This window comes from Bacillus sp. AFS055030 (assembly GCF_002574545.1).
Classification (GTDB): Bacteria; Bacillota; Bacilli; order Bacillales; family Bacillaceae_G; genus Gottfriedia.
On record NZ_NUGT01000011.1, the window covers coordinates 1 to 15830 of the forward strand.

Here is a 15830-nt window from a genome sequence, read left to right on the forward strand (position 1 = left end):
CAATAAAAAAATATGAAAGATTAATCAAGAAAATTGGTTAATCTTTTTTTATTTTCAATTATTTATAAAAATACAATTGATTTTATAATTATTCATAACTATAATGAAGAATATAATTTTATTAAAGGGGATATTAAAATGAAAGTTGGTATTATGGGGGCAACCGGATATGGTGGACTTGAACTGATTAGATTACTATCAATGCATCCAGAAATAAGCGGGATGAATTTTTATTCAACATCAGATTATACAGAAGATTTGTCTACGTATTATCCACATTTAGCTACTAATACAAGTGGTCCAATAAAAAAGTGGAATAAAAATAAATCTGTTATAGAAAATGATATTTTATTTTTTGCTACACCACATGGAATTAGTAGTGAATTAATTGGAGAAATCGATTTTTCGAAAACAAAATTGATTGATTTATCTGGAGATTTTCGATTAAAAAAAGAAGAAACATACGAAAAATGGTATAAACATACACATCCTTGTTTTTCAAAAACGAATCAATTTACGTACGGACTATCTGAACTTAATCGAGAAGCAATCAATCAATCGAATAATATAGCTAATCCGGGATGTTATCCAACAGCAACACTACTAGGGGTTGCTCCCTTATTAAAAGCAGGAATTGTCGAGAAAAATTCAATTATAGTAGATGCTAAATCAGGAATTTCTGGAGCTGGAAAAACAGCTAATCAAACGACTCAATTTATGAATCGGAACGAAAATTTAACAGCCTATAAAATGACTGAACATCAACATATTCCTGAAATTGAACAATTTATAGGATCAATTGATTCAACCCAGGATTTTATAACATTTACACCACATTTAGTACCTATGACTAGAGGGATTTTGTCAACAATTTATGTTACTTCAACACGTGAAATTAGTAACGAAGAATTAAAAGAAATCTATAATCAAAGTTATGAAGATTCCTATTTTGTGAGAGTAAGAGATAACATACCTTGTACAAAAGATGTTTATGGTTCAAATTTCTGTGATATATACGCTACTTATGACGATCGTACAAATCGAATTACAATCGTTTCTGTCATTGATAATCTTGTTAAAGGCGCCGCTGGGCAGGCAATTCAAAATATGAATTTAATGTTAGGTTTGCCTGAAGAAACAGGTTTGCAATTTACACCAATATTTCCATAAGGAGAGATAAAAGTTGATAACTAAAGAAAAGAATATAAAAAAAATAAATGGAACAATTACATCACCAAATGGTTTTTACGCAAGTGGCGTTCATGCCGGACTACGTTATAAACGTAAAGATTTAGGATTAATTTATTCCGAGAAGCCAGCATCAGTTGCGGCAGTTTATACATTAAATTTATTTCCAGCTGCACCAATTGCGGTTACGAAAAAAAGCATTGCATATAGTAATCAGCTTCAAGCAGTTTTAGTAAATAGTGGTTGTGCAAATGCATGTACAGGTAAAAAAGGAGAAGATGATGCCTATTTAATGAGAGCATGGTGTGCGGAGCACCTTAATCTACCAGAACATTTAGTCGCAATCGCTTCGACTGGTGTAATCGGTGAATATTTAAAAATGGATCGTTTAAAGAGCGGCATTGACAAGTTAACTCTAGGTAATAAGTTGGAAGATGGGGAAGATTTTGGGCATGCGATCTTAACGACAGATACAGTTATAAAAACAACATGTTATGAAGTATTGGTTGACGGAAAAATCGTAACGATTGCAGGCTCCGCTAAAGGTTCAGGAATGATTCATCCAAATATGGCAACTATGCTTGGTTTTGTGACAACTGATGCAACGATTAGTTCTACTCAGTTACAAACTTTATTAAAGGAAGTAACAGATCAAACATTTAACCAAATTACAGTTGATGGAGATACTTCAACAAATGATATGGTTTTAGTGATGGCAAATGGAGCAATTGAACATGAGGAATTAACAGAAACTCATCCAGATTGGGCTAATTTTGTAGCCGCGTTTCAATTAGTTTGTGAAGACTTAGCAAAAAAGATTGCTAGAGACGGTGAAGGGGCAACTAAGTTAATTGAAGTAAACGTAAACGGAGCTTCTAGTCAAAAAAATGCAAATCAAATTGCTAAAACAATCGTTGGATCAAATTTAGTAAAAACAGCTGTATATGGCGAAGACGCTAACTGGGGAAGAATTATTGGTGCCATTGGATATAGCGGGGTCGAAAGTAAATATAATCAAATCGATATTTCTATTAATGGTGTAACAGTTTTATTTGGTAGTAAACCGGTTGAGTTTAATGAAGAAGAGGCTAAAATTGCTTTGAAAAATGAAATGATTTATATCGATGTTCATTTACACGATGGAGATGCACTTGGTACTGCATGGGGCTGCGATTTAACTTATGATTATGTGAAAATAAATGCAAGCTATCGCACATAAGGGGGAATTAAACAGTGGAAACAGTAGTTATTAAACTTGGTGGTAGTTTAATTAATAACTTATCAAATACATTCTTTGAAAATATAAACCAATTAAAAATGAGTGGTAAAAAAGTCATCATTGTTCATGGTGGGGGACCATTGATCAATAACTTATTATTAAAGTTTTCAATTCCAGTAGAAATGGAAGACGGCATTCGTAAGACTTCATCTGAAGTTTTAGAAATTGTAGAGTATGTGCTAAACGGAAAAATCAATAAAGATTTAACGATTATTTGTAATCAATATAATCTTAAAGCAATTGGTCTATCAGGCTGTGACAATCTATTACTTGAAGCTTCACTTTTTAATAAGGGCAAATTAGGTTGGGTTGGTGAAATTGAGGATGTAAATACGAATCTATTAAATTTACTACTTAACAATGAATATGTACCAGTTATTTCACCTGTTGGAGTAGATAAAATTGGCCAAAAATATAATATTAATGCAGATGAAGCAGCAAAAAGTATTGCCAAGGCAATGAATGCTGAATTACTCTTATTTATCACAAATACAAAAGGTGTTTTAGATGTAGAACAAAAATTAATTGAAAAGATTACGCCTACTGAGGTAAATAAATTAATCGATGAAAGAACAATTTATGGTGGAATGATTCCGAAAGTTACTAGTGCCTTAAATGCATTAAATGTAGTAAATTCAGTTGCTATTGTAGGTGAGAGTTTCTTAAATGAAAATGGGAGGATCGACGGTACAGTATTTACAAAAGGAGTTGTGTTAAGTGAGTAATTTATTTCCAACTTATAATAAAAAATTAATTAATTTTCAAACTGGTAAAGGTACTTACCTATATGATGACGAAAATAACAAGTACCTAGATTTTTTAAGTGGAATTGCTGTTTGTAATTTAGGTCATTGTCATCCAAAAGTTGTAAATGCATTAAAAGAACAAGTTGAATCGATTTGGCACGTATCAAATTTATTTACAATTAAAAAACAAGAAGACCTAGCGAAAGCATTAGTAAAAAGCTTTAAGGATGGATTAGTATTTTTCTGTAATAGTGGTACAGAAGCAAATGAGGCAGCTATAAAATTAGCAAGAAAACATTCAGGAAAATCTCATATAATCAGTTTTAAACAAAGTTTTCATGGCCGTACCTTTGGATCAATGGCTGCTACAGGTCAGTCAAAGATTCATGAAGGATATGGCGAAATGTTAAGTGGTTTTACATATGTACCTTATAATGATTTAAATGCATTACAAAATGAAATCAATGAAAATACTGGAGCAATTATTTTGGAAGTCATCCAAGGTGAAGGTGGTGTAATAGTTGGTACTAATGATTTTTTTGAAGGGGTTCAAGCTCTTTGTAAAGAACATGAATTATTACTCATTGTTGATGAAGTACAAACCGGAGTGGGCAGAACAGGAACAATGTTTGCCTATGAACAAACTCCACTAGATCCAGATATTATTACGCTAGCAAAAGGACTAGGGAATGGTTTTCCAGTTGGGGCAATGCTTGGGAAGAACAATTTAGCAAAAACATTCTCCTTAGGTGCGCATGGTTCAACATTTGGTGGAAATTATTTAGCAATGGCGGCTGCTTTCGAAACAATCAATCTAATTAATGATTTGCCATTTTTAAATAGTGTAAAAGAGAAAGGTCAGTATTTAGTTGATAAATTAGCTGATATAAAAGATGAGTTTCCACAAATAATAGAAATACGCGGTAAAGGATTAATGATTGGTGTCGAGCTAAATCAATCTGTGGATCAACTAGTAGAGCAAATGCTAAAGAATGGTTTAATCGTTGGAACTGCAGGCCCTAATGTATTAAGATTATTACCGCCGATCAACTTATCATACGGAGAAATAGACGAAGCAATCCAAATTATGAAACAAGTACTTTCTTCTTATTTTTTAGATACTCAAGTAAAATGATGAATAGTATTTTTTGACTAGAGGGCATTCATGGGACCTATACCATGATGCCTTTTTATTATTTAGGTCTTTCTCCTTGATTTGTAAAAATAGATTGAAAGTTAAATTAATTTTTTAGATAATGGAATAATCACTTTTTAATGGGGGAGGACCTAGACCATGTATCATATTCGTGTAAGAGCATGTGCATTAATTATTGAAAATGATTCAGTTTTATTAATTCAATTCACAGATGAGGACGGAATTCATTATAATTTACCAGCTGGTGGTACCGAGCCAGGTGAGACCATTATTGAGGCTGTAAAAAGAGAAGCATTAGAAGAAGCAGGTGTAGAAGTTGAAGTTGGGGAATTAGTATTTGTTTCAGAAAATGCACCTCATTTGACTGGTCATAAAATACATGGATTAAGTTTAATGTTTCGCTGTCATATTAAAGAAAACTCATTTCCTAAAATGCCACCAAATCCAGATCCAAATCAAACTGGCGTAAAGTGGGTACCAATTAAAGAATTAGATAATACCATCCTATATCCAAATATTAAAGACCAAATTATACAATATGCAAAAGGTAAATATCAAAATAATCGATTAATTGAAGAGTACAAACTAAAAGAACAATTCATTTAATGATTCTTTTCAACTTTCCGAAAAACAAGTGTACTTCAGTTCCAATCTACATTTTTAAGCAATTATTAATCATAAGAAAAGGATGATTAAATGATAACCCTTCCAGATCAGTTTATAAAGACGATTAAAGATATCCATAAAGAAAAAGGAGAAAAGTGGCTCAGAAATTTTAATGACTTGTGCAATCGATGTGAAATTCGATGGAATATGAAAATATTATCCCCATTTGAATTATCATATAATTTCGTTGCGCCAATTTTAATTGATGGCGAAAAAAAGGCTGTTATTAAACTAGCAGTCCCTAATGAGGAATTTACTAGTGAGGTTGAAGCTTTAAGAGAGTTTAAAGATAAAGATTTTGTTAAAGTTATTGATGCCGATCTTAATGAAGGAATCCTAATTTTAGAACAATTAGTACCTGGTGTAACGCTTGCTACGATTGAAAATGAACAAGAGGCAATGAAGATAGCGGTAAAAGTAATGAAAAATTTATGGAAAGTTGCACCTAAATCCACTAAAATACCTTACATATTAAGTAGAGAAAAAAGCTTTAGTCGAATTGTTGAAAAATTTCCAAATGGCTTAGGCCCTATAACGAAAGAAATACTATTAGATGCATTTTCTATTTTTAAGGAAATGAATCGTACACAATCAACAAAATACTTATTACACGGGGACTTACATCATTATAATGTATTAAATGCTAGAGAAAACTTATGGAAAGTGATTGACCCAAAAGGATTAATTGGTGAAAGGGAATATGACATTATCCAATTTCTTTTGAACAAATTAGAGGGGAAAGATATTTTAACAACTTTAGAAAATCGAATTGAACTACTAGTAAAAGAATTGCATTTAAATAAAGAAAGAGTACTACTATGGGGTTATTCCCATGCTGTATTAGCAACATGTTGGAGTTTAGAAGATGAAGGTACTTATAATGAATACTTTTTTCAGGCTATAAATGTTTTTAAGGAATTACATACAAGGTTAGATGATTAGACTTTATTTAAGATTTCAAATTAGCGTAAGTGTGTAAGGGGATACTAAAGGCTGTCTATGTAGATGGCCTTTAGTAGAATTAATGATTAATTTAGTTGGAAGTAGAACTTATTGAGTTAAGACAGTATTTATTAAATAGATACTATATGCGGATTATTTACATCATTATTATTAATGATTAGATCAGCATTAAGTTGAGGGTAATGTTGCTCTAAATAAAGTTTTGAAGCTGCATGATATCTTTTAATAAACATTTCTTCGGCTTTTTCATAGCTTCCGAATGCTCGTTCTTCACGGATTGCTCCTCGTTTTCTTGCAATATCAAACTTGGTATGTACAAATATTTTAAAATCGTACATATTACATAATTCTCTTTTAAATAAAAAGGTTCCATCTATAATAAAAATCATATCTTTGGTTGCAACTTTTAAATCTGAATGAACATACTCATCCTTGAGTAAGTCGAAGGAAGCTGTTTGATATTGAAGGTTGCCATTTGGTCCTAATGGTATTAAAAGTTTTTGCTTAAAAGCCTCGTAATCATGGGCATCCTCATAATAACCAATAGCAGATTCCTTCCCCAGCTTGTAACGAATCTCTCTCGGGTTATGAAAATGATCTATACTTGATCTAATGACGTTCTTTTTCCTAAGTCTAAGTTCCCAAGCAATTTCATTAGCAATCGTTGTTTTACCAGATGCTGTTATTCCGCTAACACCCACTCGAACTGGATGATCTATTTTTAAGCACAAGATTTTATTTACCAAATCGGAAACTAATTTGTTCCTTAACATAAATCCTCCTTTTTATCGAAATTTTTTAATATGGCCCATTAATATTATTCGGATTAGTAGGATTAGTTGAATCCCTCCCAATTTCTTCATTAAATGTTTGATTATCACTTTTATTTGGGGTGCCCGATCCAAACTTCTTTTCCATGAAAAAACCAAATGCAATTAGGATAATAACAAATCCTAAAATGACATATCCAAACATCGAAGTATACCTCCTTTCCTCAATTTTAAAGAAAGATCAAAAGTACGTTTTAGTCCGATCTTTTAAAGATATTCCATTTTTTACCACAAAATTCCTTTTCCTTATTTAGCTAAAAATCCAAATTATAATAAAAAGAAAAAGAACCTAAATTGAATTATTATTTTCAAAATAGGTTCTTTTTCTTTAACTACCTAAAACATGTTCAATTAAACCATAACTCCAAAAACCAAGTAACACTAAACTACTCGCTAAAATGATATAGGCAATAAAAATTTGCCATTTTTTACTATTACTAGTAACATAGTAAGTTTCTAACGTTTCTTGTTGTTTCATTAATGGAGCAATCCTTCTTTGCTTAATTTCTTGAATCTTTTCATCAATATAAGTTCTCCAGTCTAAGTCAGGTTCATGAAAACGCGCTCGAATAGAACGAATTAGGTAGTTTAGTTCAAGTCGTTCCTTATGAATTTCTAATTCTAATTTCTTATTATCCTCAAAAAATGGGAAAAAGAAGCGTTTTTCAATCGTACGATCAGAATAGACATTAAAAATACCAAACTGAAATTGTTTAATTGTATGTTCGTAAAGTTTTATTTTTTCTTTTATAACCTTTAACTGATAAGCTTCTCGAATTCGTTTAATGAATGTTGTAATACCTAAAATAATAATATAAAATGCGATAAAACTAGGTTGATAAATTAAATACACTAGCATCATCATAATTCCGATAAACCAAAAAATCGGAGGTAATACACTTAAAATTCTTCCTCCATCTAGAGGTGAAATAGGTATTAAATTAAACAAGTTAAGTATACATCCTAATGCAATTACTAATCCGAAAAATTCATTATGTGTGTAATGATAAAGAGGAATTGCTGGTAGAACAGAGATTAAACCTAATAACGGACCACCAAACGCTACATAAGATTCAGTCACAGCATCTTTTGGCATTTCTTTAAGTGAAATAACTGCCCCGACAAATGGAATAAAAAATGCTGGTGAAGTTGGTAGCCCTTTTTGTTTCGCAGCAATTAAATGTCCACTTTCATGACAAATTAATAAGTAAACAAGTGCGAAAGCAAAATACCATCCAAATGTAAATCCGTATACAAATAAATACAAGATCATGCTTAAAAAAGATAAAAATTTCGCAGCTTTTAATAGCGGTAAAAGTAGCTTAAATTTAGTACCTATTAGTGCGATTACAATACCAATTCTTGTTAACGATTTTTTCGTTTTATTATTAATCACTGGTTGTGCCATTCATTTCACCTTCTCGCTAATTATGTTATGATTATGTAGTATAAAAATTATATCATTAAAGATTATTTGTTTGATAGAACAATAAAGAAATAGGGACTAAAGTCTCTCTTTTATTAAGATAGAGAAAGAATATAAGGATAAAATTAAAAGTTAGAAAGTTATCTTTCTAGCTTTTGCATATTTCTAGAATACTAACAAAGTAATTAACTAAGGATTGATACAGTAATGAATATATACGGGATGATTAAAGAAGTAGCAGTTCATAAAGGTAAAAACATTGCTTTTCGTTACGATGGAAATAAAATGAATTATGAAGAACTCATATCATCGTGTGAAAATATAGCACAAACATTAGTAGAAAATAAGATTGAAAAGGGAGATAAAATAGCGATATTACTAGGAAATTCTCCTGAGTTTATTCAAACCTATTTAGCAATATTAAAACTCGGTGCAATCGTTATTCCTTTAAATCCAGCTTATACGGAAAGTGAACTCTGCTATATTTTAAAAGATTCTTCTACAAAACTTGTTATTTCAACTAGTGAACATGAGAAAAAACTTAAAAATGTTAAAAATCAATGTCCTGCATTATTAACGATTATTTTAATAGATGAAATACAACCGACAGTGGAAATTAAAAATCAATTAGACGAAATTGACATTTTACAAGATGATACGGCTGTTATTCTATACACATCAGGGACAACTGGAAACCCTAAAGGAGCAATGTTGTCCCATTTCAATTTAATTGCAAATGCAAATGATTTTTCCAAGTTAATCGAATTAAGTGAAAATGATCAAATGATCGCCGTACTTCCAATGTTTCATTCATTTTGCTTAACCTTATGTGTGAATATGATTTTGTTGAACGGAGCATCAACAATCATCATTCCTAAATTTAATCCAGCTGAATTAGTTGAAGTAATCAAAAAAGAAAAAGCTACTTTAATTGCGGCTGTTCCGACGATATATAATTATTTATATCAATTAAAAATTGCGACAGCAAACGATTTTAGTAGTTTAAGAGCTTGTATTTCTGGTGGGGCTTCTATACCAATTGAATTATTGCAGTCAATTCAAGAAAAATACAATGTCTTAATTGTAGAAGGCTATGGATTATCTGAGACAGCTCCAGTTCTTACTTTCAATCCATATCGTGGAATTTGTAAACCAGGATCAGTAGGTCTTGATCTACCTAGTGTTACGACAAGAATCGTAAATGAAAATGGCGAAGATGTTCCAATTGGTGAAGTAGGAGAAGTTATTGCGATTGGACCAAACGTAATGAGTGGTTATTTAAATAAAATAGAAGAGACAAAAAAAGCATTTTCTAACGGTTGGTTTAAAACGGGTGATCTCGGTAAAAAAGACGAAGACGGCTATTTATTTTTATTAGATCGAAAAAAAGATGTCATTATAACGAACGGATATAATGTTTACCCTAGAGAAATAGAAGAGCGCCTATATCAGCATCCTAATATTATTGAAGCAGCGGTAGTCGGAAAACCGAATCCATTAATAGGTGAAAGCGTATGTGCTTATTTAGTCGTTTCAAATGATTCACTTTCAGAAAGTGAGATCATCGATTTTTGTAAAAAAGCACTTGTTTATTATAAAGTGCCTAAGGAAATTAATTTTGTAAAAGAATTACCTAAAAATGGTACTGGGAAAATTTTGAAAAGAAATCTTAAGTAATGTTTTAAGACCAGTTGAATGGTCTTTTTTTTTTGCAATTCTAGCAATCTTAAATTAGCTCTTTTTCAAATTTAAGTTCCATAGAGAAAGTTCAAAATACTGTATAGGTAAAAATACCTATAAAAATAGGTGGGCGAAATAGTCTATTTTTCATATTTTTGACACATTAATACAAACAATTAAATGCTAAATTTTAGTAAGCTTTATATAGAATTCATTTTTACTAAATAACGGAGGCAAAAAATGAAAAAGAAAATAAAATCACTTTTTGTTATGATATTATCGTTTTCCTTTTTAACTGCGTGTAATGGTAAGATTGATCAAACTCAAAGTAATAAAAAAGAAACTGCTACTTCAATAGTAGAAAACATTACGACAGTTAATTCAACTGAAAATGAACAGATTAATGTGAACGATCAAGATTTTGCGGAAAATGTAAAAGTTTTAAATTCTGCCATTTCTTTTGCTGTTACATACAATGATGTAAACCAATTAATGAAGGACTCAGAGTTAGCTGTTGAAGGGGTAGTATTGTCTACAGAGAATTATGTAAACATGGATGAAGCTACTGGTACTGGTAATCCATTAACGAAATTATCCTTTAAAGTTAATCATGTATTAAAGGGAGATTCATCTTTAGTAGGTAAGAAAATAACAATTTTAGAGCAAGGTGGATATATTTCTGCCAGGCAAAGTGGAATGAAGGATAAATTTCCTAATTTAACTGAAAAAGATTTTGACGAAATATATTTTGTAATACCAGACGGTCATAGACCATCGGTAAAAGGTGATGAATTTGTTGCCTTTTTATCAAGCGATTCCTATTTTAATACAGGGTTTGATTTTTATGAATTCATAACGGTATATCAATCAAAATTTAAATATGATAAAAATAGTAAGGAATAAAAAAGACCCTCTGATGAATTTGCTGAAATGGTAAAAGAAGCTGATACACTTGATGAAAAAAAGACAATTGAAGAGGAGATTAAAAGTGAAAATGAAATTAATGATAGTGTAACTGAATTAGTGGAAGAAAAGGTGAGTGAATTAATTAGTTAACTCTTTGTGTTTATGTGACTATTAAGTTAGTCATTGTCATAAAAAAAGGGGATCTAATGAGCAAATATATGAAGTTATACTTCAAAAGGAGTATGGCTTTTTTGTAATGCTTTAATAAAAAGAATTGTATTTTGAAATGAATTCCTACAAATCCCACAATTTTTAGCTGAAAAAATCTTACAAAAAACAACAAAAACCATCTTTTTGTGAATTTTCACCTTTTTATTTTCATAAAGAATTAAATATGAGAATTAGTATAATTAAATTAAAAAATTAAATGAGTATTCTGATTAAGCTTAATAGATCAGTATGAACAATTAATAATCTATTTTTTTAATCTACTAAATTTTAGAGTTGATCATCACGTATTAAAATAGAATTTATTAGTAAAGAATGGAATTTTTGTAGAAAAATGAAGATTAATATCATCTGAAATTCCCCCAATACACTTTCTGAATTTGTTTGATTATAATGATAATTGTAAGATTTTTCAGAAAAGTACAAAAAAGGAGAATGCAGATGATGAAGCATAAAAACAAAAAAATTGTCAATGTAATGACTGCCGGGGTAATTACATCTAGCTTATTTTCAACTAGTTTAATTACAAGCCACAAAACATTCGCTGTGACAAACCCTACAGGTTCAAATACTAGTATTAAGGATATTGATAGTTATATAAAAAATATTTCAAACGCTGATCGGGAAATGATTCATAGCATGCAGGAAAATAATAATTACGGAGGGCTAAAGATCTCACCTGATGTAGACCTAAATGTAGATACTCCTTTAAATGTAATTGTTCAGTTTAAACAAGCTCCATCAGAAATTGATTTTAAAAACAATCAAAAGAATGGCCTTAAAGCTTCCATTCAGGAGTCAAAAGAAAAAGTTGAGGACTCTCATAAAAAATTCAAAGAACAATTAAATGAAAATGCAAAATTAAAATCAATTGGTATTAAAAGAGAATTCAAGAGTATCTTCAACGGTGTTGCAATGACATTACCAGCTAATGAAGTAAAAGAACTTTTAACATTAGATACAGTAAATGCTGTTTATGAAGATCGTGAAATTACGGTGGAACCTTTTGTAGAACAAAATGGTGAGCCGACTAATAATGCATCGATAAAATTAAATAATATGGAACAAATCGGTGCTGAAAAACTACATAAAGAAGGTATCACTGGTAAAGGGATTAAAGTAGGTGTTATTGATACAGGTATCGATTATACTCATCCTGATTTAAAAGATGTGTTTAAAGGAGGATATGACTTAGTAAATAACGACTCTGATCCAATGGAATCGACATATGATGATTGGAAAAAATCTGGACAAGCTGAATTAAATCCAACTTCAGGTGAACCTTGGTATACGGCTCATGGAACACATGTATCAGGTATTATTGCGGGAACGGGTAAAAATAATTCAGATTTTGCGATAACTGGTGTAGCTCCAGAAGTTGAACTTTATGGCTATAAAGTACTTGGACCGTATGGTACTGGATCATCGAATACAATACTTGCAGGAATTGAAAAAGCTGTAGAGGATAAGATGGATGTCATTAACCTATCCTTAGGGGCACCTGTTGCTAACCCTCTTGATCCATTGGCAGTTGCGATCAATAATGCTACTTTAGCTGGTACTGTATGTGTTCTTGCTGCTGGTAATGCTGGGCCTAACCAGTATACGATAGGGAGCCCTGCTTCATCAGCGCTTGGTATTACAGTTGGCGCAAGCAGCTCGCCTATAACAATCCAAACTAGCAATGCAGTTGCAATTTCAGCAACCGAAACTACTAAATTAGATAATATGAGAATGCTTGGTTCAGATTATACTAATCTCAATACATTGAAGGGTTCTAACCTACCAATTGTTTTTGTCGGTAAAGGACAAGTTGCAGATTACAACGGTAAAAACGTGAAGGACAAGATTGTACTAATCGAGCGTGGGGATTTAACGTTAAATGTAAAAATTAAAAATGCTAAGGAAAATGGTGCCAAGGCCGTAATCATGTTCAATAATATCGATGGTGAAACATATATTCCTTATTATTTCGGAAATAATTTTGACTTTATCCCAACCTTTAGTATTCCAAATGAACAAGGTACAAAACTAGTCAATATGTTATCAAAAGATAATGTTAACGTAATGATGAATGATTTTGGATCTTTTGATACTGAAGGGGATAAATTGGCTGACTTTAGTTCAAGAGGGCCAGCAAGAAGATATTATGATATTAAACCTGAGGTAACCGCACCAGGAGTAGCAGTATTTTCTTCAATCCCAGCTTATTATAATGGAGTAGCTCATAAGGATGATTACGAACATGCATATGTAAGGTTTGATGGTACTTCAATGGCTGCACCACATGTAGCAGGTTCTGCTGCTTTAATTTTACAAGCTCATCCTGATTATTCACCTGAGCAAGTTAAATTAGCATTAATGAATTCTGCGGACCCTTTAAATGGATCATATAGTGTTTTTGAAGAAGGATCAGGAAGAATTGATGCAGATGAGGCTGTACATTCTTCCATTCAAATTGGTGTGAAGGATGATGCACCAACACTTGATGAAAATGGAGAAAAAATGATGATTCCAGAGACAGCTGGCGACCTAAGCTATGGTGCTATTGTTTCAGCAGATGAGGATTATACACACAAAAAGACAATTGAACTGACAAACAACTCAAATAAAGATAAAGTGTTTGATGTAAAAGTTCAATTTAATCATGTTAGTCGTTACGATAAGGACGCAGTAAAAAATGGTATTTCTTTAGCTGTACCATCTGAAGTTCGAGCTAAAGTTCATGGAATGTCCAAATTTAAACCGATACTTACTGTTCCAAAAACTGCTGAATTAGGCATTTATGAAGGTTATATTACTTTTACGAATAAGGAAGATTCAAATGAAGTCTACCAAATACCATTTGGCTTTAACAAAATGGAACAAGGAATTAAAGAAGTTTTACTAACAACAAAAGCTTTTAATACTAGAAGAGATTTACCATTCCCAATCTCTGGATCTACTGGAATTGCATTCACTCTGAATAGTCGCATGGAAACAGTTGACATCATTTTAAAGAATGCAGACACTGGTGAGCAATTAGGAATCATAGACGCATTTGACGGTGGATTTAATGAAGGTATGACATTTGGTTTAGATGGTGGATTTAATGGTCTATACTTCCCGTTTACAGGAAATCCTGATCAACCAGTTCATGTTACAAAAGCTCTTGCTTCTCCAGGACGATATGAGATTGAAGTTGTTGGTACAAACGAAGAAGGAAAAGTATTTAAAAAGTCTCAGCAAATTGTTATTGATAATACACTACCAACCATGAAAATGAATATTCCAGGTGGAGTTTATGAAGTAGATGATGCGGGTCTAAGGATTACTGGTACTATTTCAGATTCAAGTATTGATCAAATTAGCAAAAATGGTGATCAAATTGACCAATCAAAAAATACTGTTAAAGTAACTGGTGCACAAAACCCAATTGGTAATGTACCATTAGTCGTTGACAGAAATGGAAACTTTGAATACATAAGAAAAATCCAAGCAGAGAAAAATTTCTCGACAATGACTTTATTAGGCCAAGACATTGCAACTAACGGTATACAAAACCATCCAAATCAGACATTCACATTAGTTAAAAAAGGACAACCTTACATCAAATTAACAACTGACAAATTAGACGCAAAATACGGTGATACTGTTAAAGTAACACTTAGTGAACATAACATTAAAAACCTAATAGGTGGCGAATTTACACTTACTTATCCTAAAGATGTTTTTGAATACCAAAGCACAGAACTAAGTAGTGAATATATTAATGCAGCAAAGGATTTAGGGTTAACAGCGAACCTAACCGCTCAAGATCAAAAAACTGATACATCTAATAACTGGATTAAATTAATAACAACTTTAGATGGACCTACTCCTTCAACAGGAATTAATTCAAATATGTCAGTGGCTACGATCACTTTAAAAGTAAAAGATAAACCAACTTTATATACAAAATGGGTTCAACAATTAGGATTCCAAACTGCCAAAGCGAATATTTTAGGTCAACCACAAATGACAATAAACAATAAATTTGGACAAGGTGTAAATATTATTCCATCTTATTCAATACTTGAAGGTGGTTTTCTACCTGATGGATTTATTCCAAGTAATTCAATTTGGTTAGATTCTAAGAAGGATTATTCAAATGTAGGAGCAGAAATATATGTTATAGGTGGCATAGATGGAAAACGCTACGATGCAACCATCAACAGTGCTGCTAGATTCTCAGTGCCTAATCTACCATTATTAGACCAATCATATGAAATCGTTATCAAAATACCAGGTCATTTCGAAAGACATGTAAATGTTAATGAAATGGTTGATTCATACGATGCAATGGATGCTGGAAAATTAAAGTATTTCTATTACGCAACGATGAAAGCTGGAGATGTTAACAATGATAATGTTGTTGATCTACTTGACGCAATCTATATCACTAGCAAACTAAATACAAATGATCGAAATGCCGATATCAATTTCGACGGTATTGTGGATTTCAAAGATCTTGATTATGTTAAGAGAAACTATCTAATGCAAAATCCTGATGTATCAGAAAAAATCAAACCAGTTACAAAATATAAAGGGAATACGATTGACGATTATATTAAACCATTGGGTTAAGATGTGTTTAGTAGATAATAACCGCCAGCTTTTATGCTGGTGGTTTTTTTGTGAGATCAATTTTTGAAGGTACGACGTGCATGAGAAAGATGAAAAGGAAAAAGATGAATTATACTTCCTCATGAGGTGTTCATGGAGAAGTAAAAAAGGAAAAAAA

At 31.6% G+C, this 15830-nt stretch carries 13 protein-coding genes; 10 read left to right on the forward strand and 3 right to left on the reverse strand.

Going from position 1 to position 15830, the window contains the following annotated elements:
* Positions 1-138 precede the first annotated feature (138 nt).
* From argC to CN925_RS04535, 6 genes are all read left to right on the forward strand, one after another.
* The gene (gene argC / locus CN925_RS04510) at positions 139-1170 is read left to right on the forward strand and encodes an N-acetyl-gamma-glutamyl-phosphate reductase (RefSeq protein ID WP_098845090.1); all 1032 of its coding nucleotides are present in this window, start codon (positions 139-141) and stop codon (positions 1168-1170) included.
* Positions 1171-1183: 13 nt separating this feature from the next.
* The gene (gene argJ, locus CN925_RS04515) at positions 1184-2407 is read left to right on the forward strand and encodes a bifunctional ornithine acetyltransferase/N-acetylglutamate synthase (protein WP_098845080.1); all 1224 of its coding nucleotides are present in this window, start codon (positions 1184-1186) and stop codon (positions 2405-2407) included.
* 14 nt (positions 2408-2421) lie between these two features.
* Positions 2422-3192, forward strand: coding sequence for an acetylglutamate kinase (argB, locus tag CN925_RS04520; protein WP_098845081.1), 771 nt, complete (start codon positions 2422-2424; stop codon positions 3190-3192).
* Positions 3185-4348, forward strand: coding sequence for an acetylornithine transaminase (locus CN925_RS04525; RefSeq protein WP_098845082.1), 1164 nt, complete (start codon positions 3185-3187; stop codon positions 4346-4348). Before argB ends, CN925_RS04525 begins: the two co-directional genes overlap by 8 nt.
* A gap of 159 nt (positions 4349-4507) precedes the next feature.
* Positions 4508-4975 carry an NUDIX domain-containing protein gene (locus tag CN925_RS04530; RefSeq protein WP_098845083.1) on the forward strand — a complete coding sequence of 156 codons (468 nt, stop codon included), beginning with the start codon at positions 4508-4510 and terminating at the stop codon, positions 4973-4975.
* 90 nt (positions 4976-5065) lie between these two features.
* A complete protein-coding gene (locus CN925_RS04535; RefSeq protein WP_098845084.1) occupies positions 5066-5977 on the forward strand; it encodes an aminoglycoside phosphotransferase family protein in 912 nt (303 codons plus the stop codon).
* 131 nt (positions 5978-6108) lie between these two features.
* Here CN925_RS04535 and CN925_RS04540 read toward each other — a convergent pair whose 3' ends face one another.
* The 3 genes from CN925_RS04540 to CN925_RS04545 form a co-directional block, all read right to left on the reverse strand.
* A complete protein-coding gene (locus tag CN925_RS04540) occupies positions 6109-6771 on the reverse strand; it encodes a nucleoside/nucleotide kinase family protein (RefSeq protein ID WP_098845085.1) in 663 nt (220 codons plus the stop codon).
* A 25-nt stretch (positions 6772-6796) separates the two neighbouring features.
* Positions 6797-6973: a hypothetical protein gene (locus tag CN925_RS21205; RefSeq protein WP_180232847.1), complete on the reverse strand. Its 177-nt coding sequence runs from the start codon at positions 6971-6973 to the stop codon at positions 6797-6799.
* Between the two features lie 183 nt (positions 6974-7156).
* Complete coding sequence (locus CN925_RS04545) at positions 7157-8236, reverse strand: site-2 protease family protein (RefSeq protein ID WP_098845086.1); 1080 nt, start codon at positions 8234-8236, stop codon at positions 7157-7159.
* Positions 8237-8461: 225 nt separating this feature from the next.
* Between CN925_RS04545 and CN925_RS04550 the strand changes: the two genes are divergently transcribed.
* The 4 genes from CN925_RS04550 (at position 8462) to CN925_RS04560 (ending at position 15673) form a co-directional block, all read left to right on the forward strand.
* On the forward strand, positions 8462-9931 hold the full coding sequence (locus tag CN925_RS04550; RefSeq protein ID WP_098845087.1) for a long-chain-fatty-acid--CoA ligase: 1470 nt from the start codon (positions 8462-8464) through the stop codon (positions 9929-9931).
* A gap of 243 nt (positions 9932-10174) precedes the next feature.
* Positions 10175-10837 (forward strand): hypothetical protein, encoded by a 663-nt coding sequence (locus CN925_RS04555; RefSeq protein ID WP_098845088.1) that lies wholly within the window; start codon positions 10175-10177, stop codon positions 10835-10837.
* Between the two features lie 27 nt (positions 10838-10864).
* A complete protein-coding gene (locus CN925_RS21525) occupies positions 10865-10990 on the forward strand; it encodes a hypothetical protein (RefSeq protein ID WP_286138267.1) in 126 nt (41 codons plus the stop codon).
* Positions 10991-11509: 519 nt separating this feature from the next.
* Positions 11510-15673 (forward strand): S8 family serine peptidase, encoded by a 4164-nt coding sequence (locus tag CN925_RS04560; RefSeq protein ID WP_180232849.1) that lies wholly within the window; start codon positions 11510-11512, stop codon positions 15671-15673.
* The last annotated feature ends 157 nt before the right edge of the window (positions 15674-15830 follow it).

Bases quoted from the DNA above. Each gene is read 5' to 3' on its own strand.
- CN925_RS04540 (WP_098845085.1), bottom strand. From the start codon at position 6,771: ATGTTAAGGAACAAATTAGTTTCCGATTTGGTAAATAAAATCTTGTGC.
- CN925_RS21525 (WP_286138267.1), top strand. From the start codon at position 10,865: ATGGTAAAAGAAGCTGATACACTTGATGAAAAAAAGACAATTGAAGAG.
- CN925_RS04560 (WP_180232849.1), top strand. From the start codon at position 11,510: ATGATGAAGCATAAAAACAAAAAAATTGTCAATGTAATGACTGCCGGG.
- argC (WP_098845090.1), top strand. From the start codon at position 139: ATGAAAGTTGGTATTATGGGGGCAACCGGATATGGTGGACTTGAACTG.
- CN925_RS21205 (WP_180232847.1), bottom strand. From the start codon at position 6,973: ATGTTTGGATATGTCATTTTAGGATTTGTTATTATCCTAATTGCATTT.
- CN925_RS04535 (WP_098845084.1), top strand. From the start codon at position 5,066: ATGATAACCCTTCCAGATCAGTTTATAAAGACGATTAAAGATATCCAT.
- CN925_RS04530 (WP_098845083.1), top strand. From the start codon at position 4,508: ATGTATCATATTCGTGTAAGAGCATGTGCATTAATTATTGAAAATGAT.
- CN925_RS04555 (WP_098845088.1), top strand. From the start codon at position 10,175: ATGAAAAAGAAAATAAAATCACTTTTTGTTATGATATTATCGTTTTCC.
- CN925_RS04545 (WP_098845086.1), bottom strand. From the start codon at position 8,236: ATGGCACAACCAGTGATTAATAATAAAACGAAAAAATCGTTAACAAGA.
- CN925_RS04550 (WP_098845087.1), top strand. From the start codon at position 8,462: ATGAATATATACGGGATGATTAAAGAAGTAGCAGTTCATAAAGGTAAA.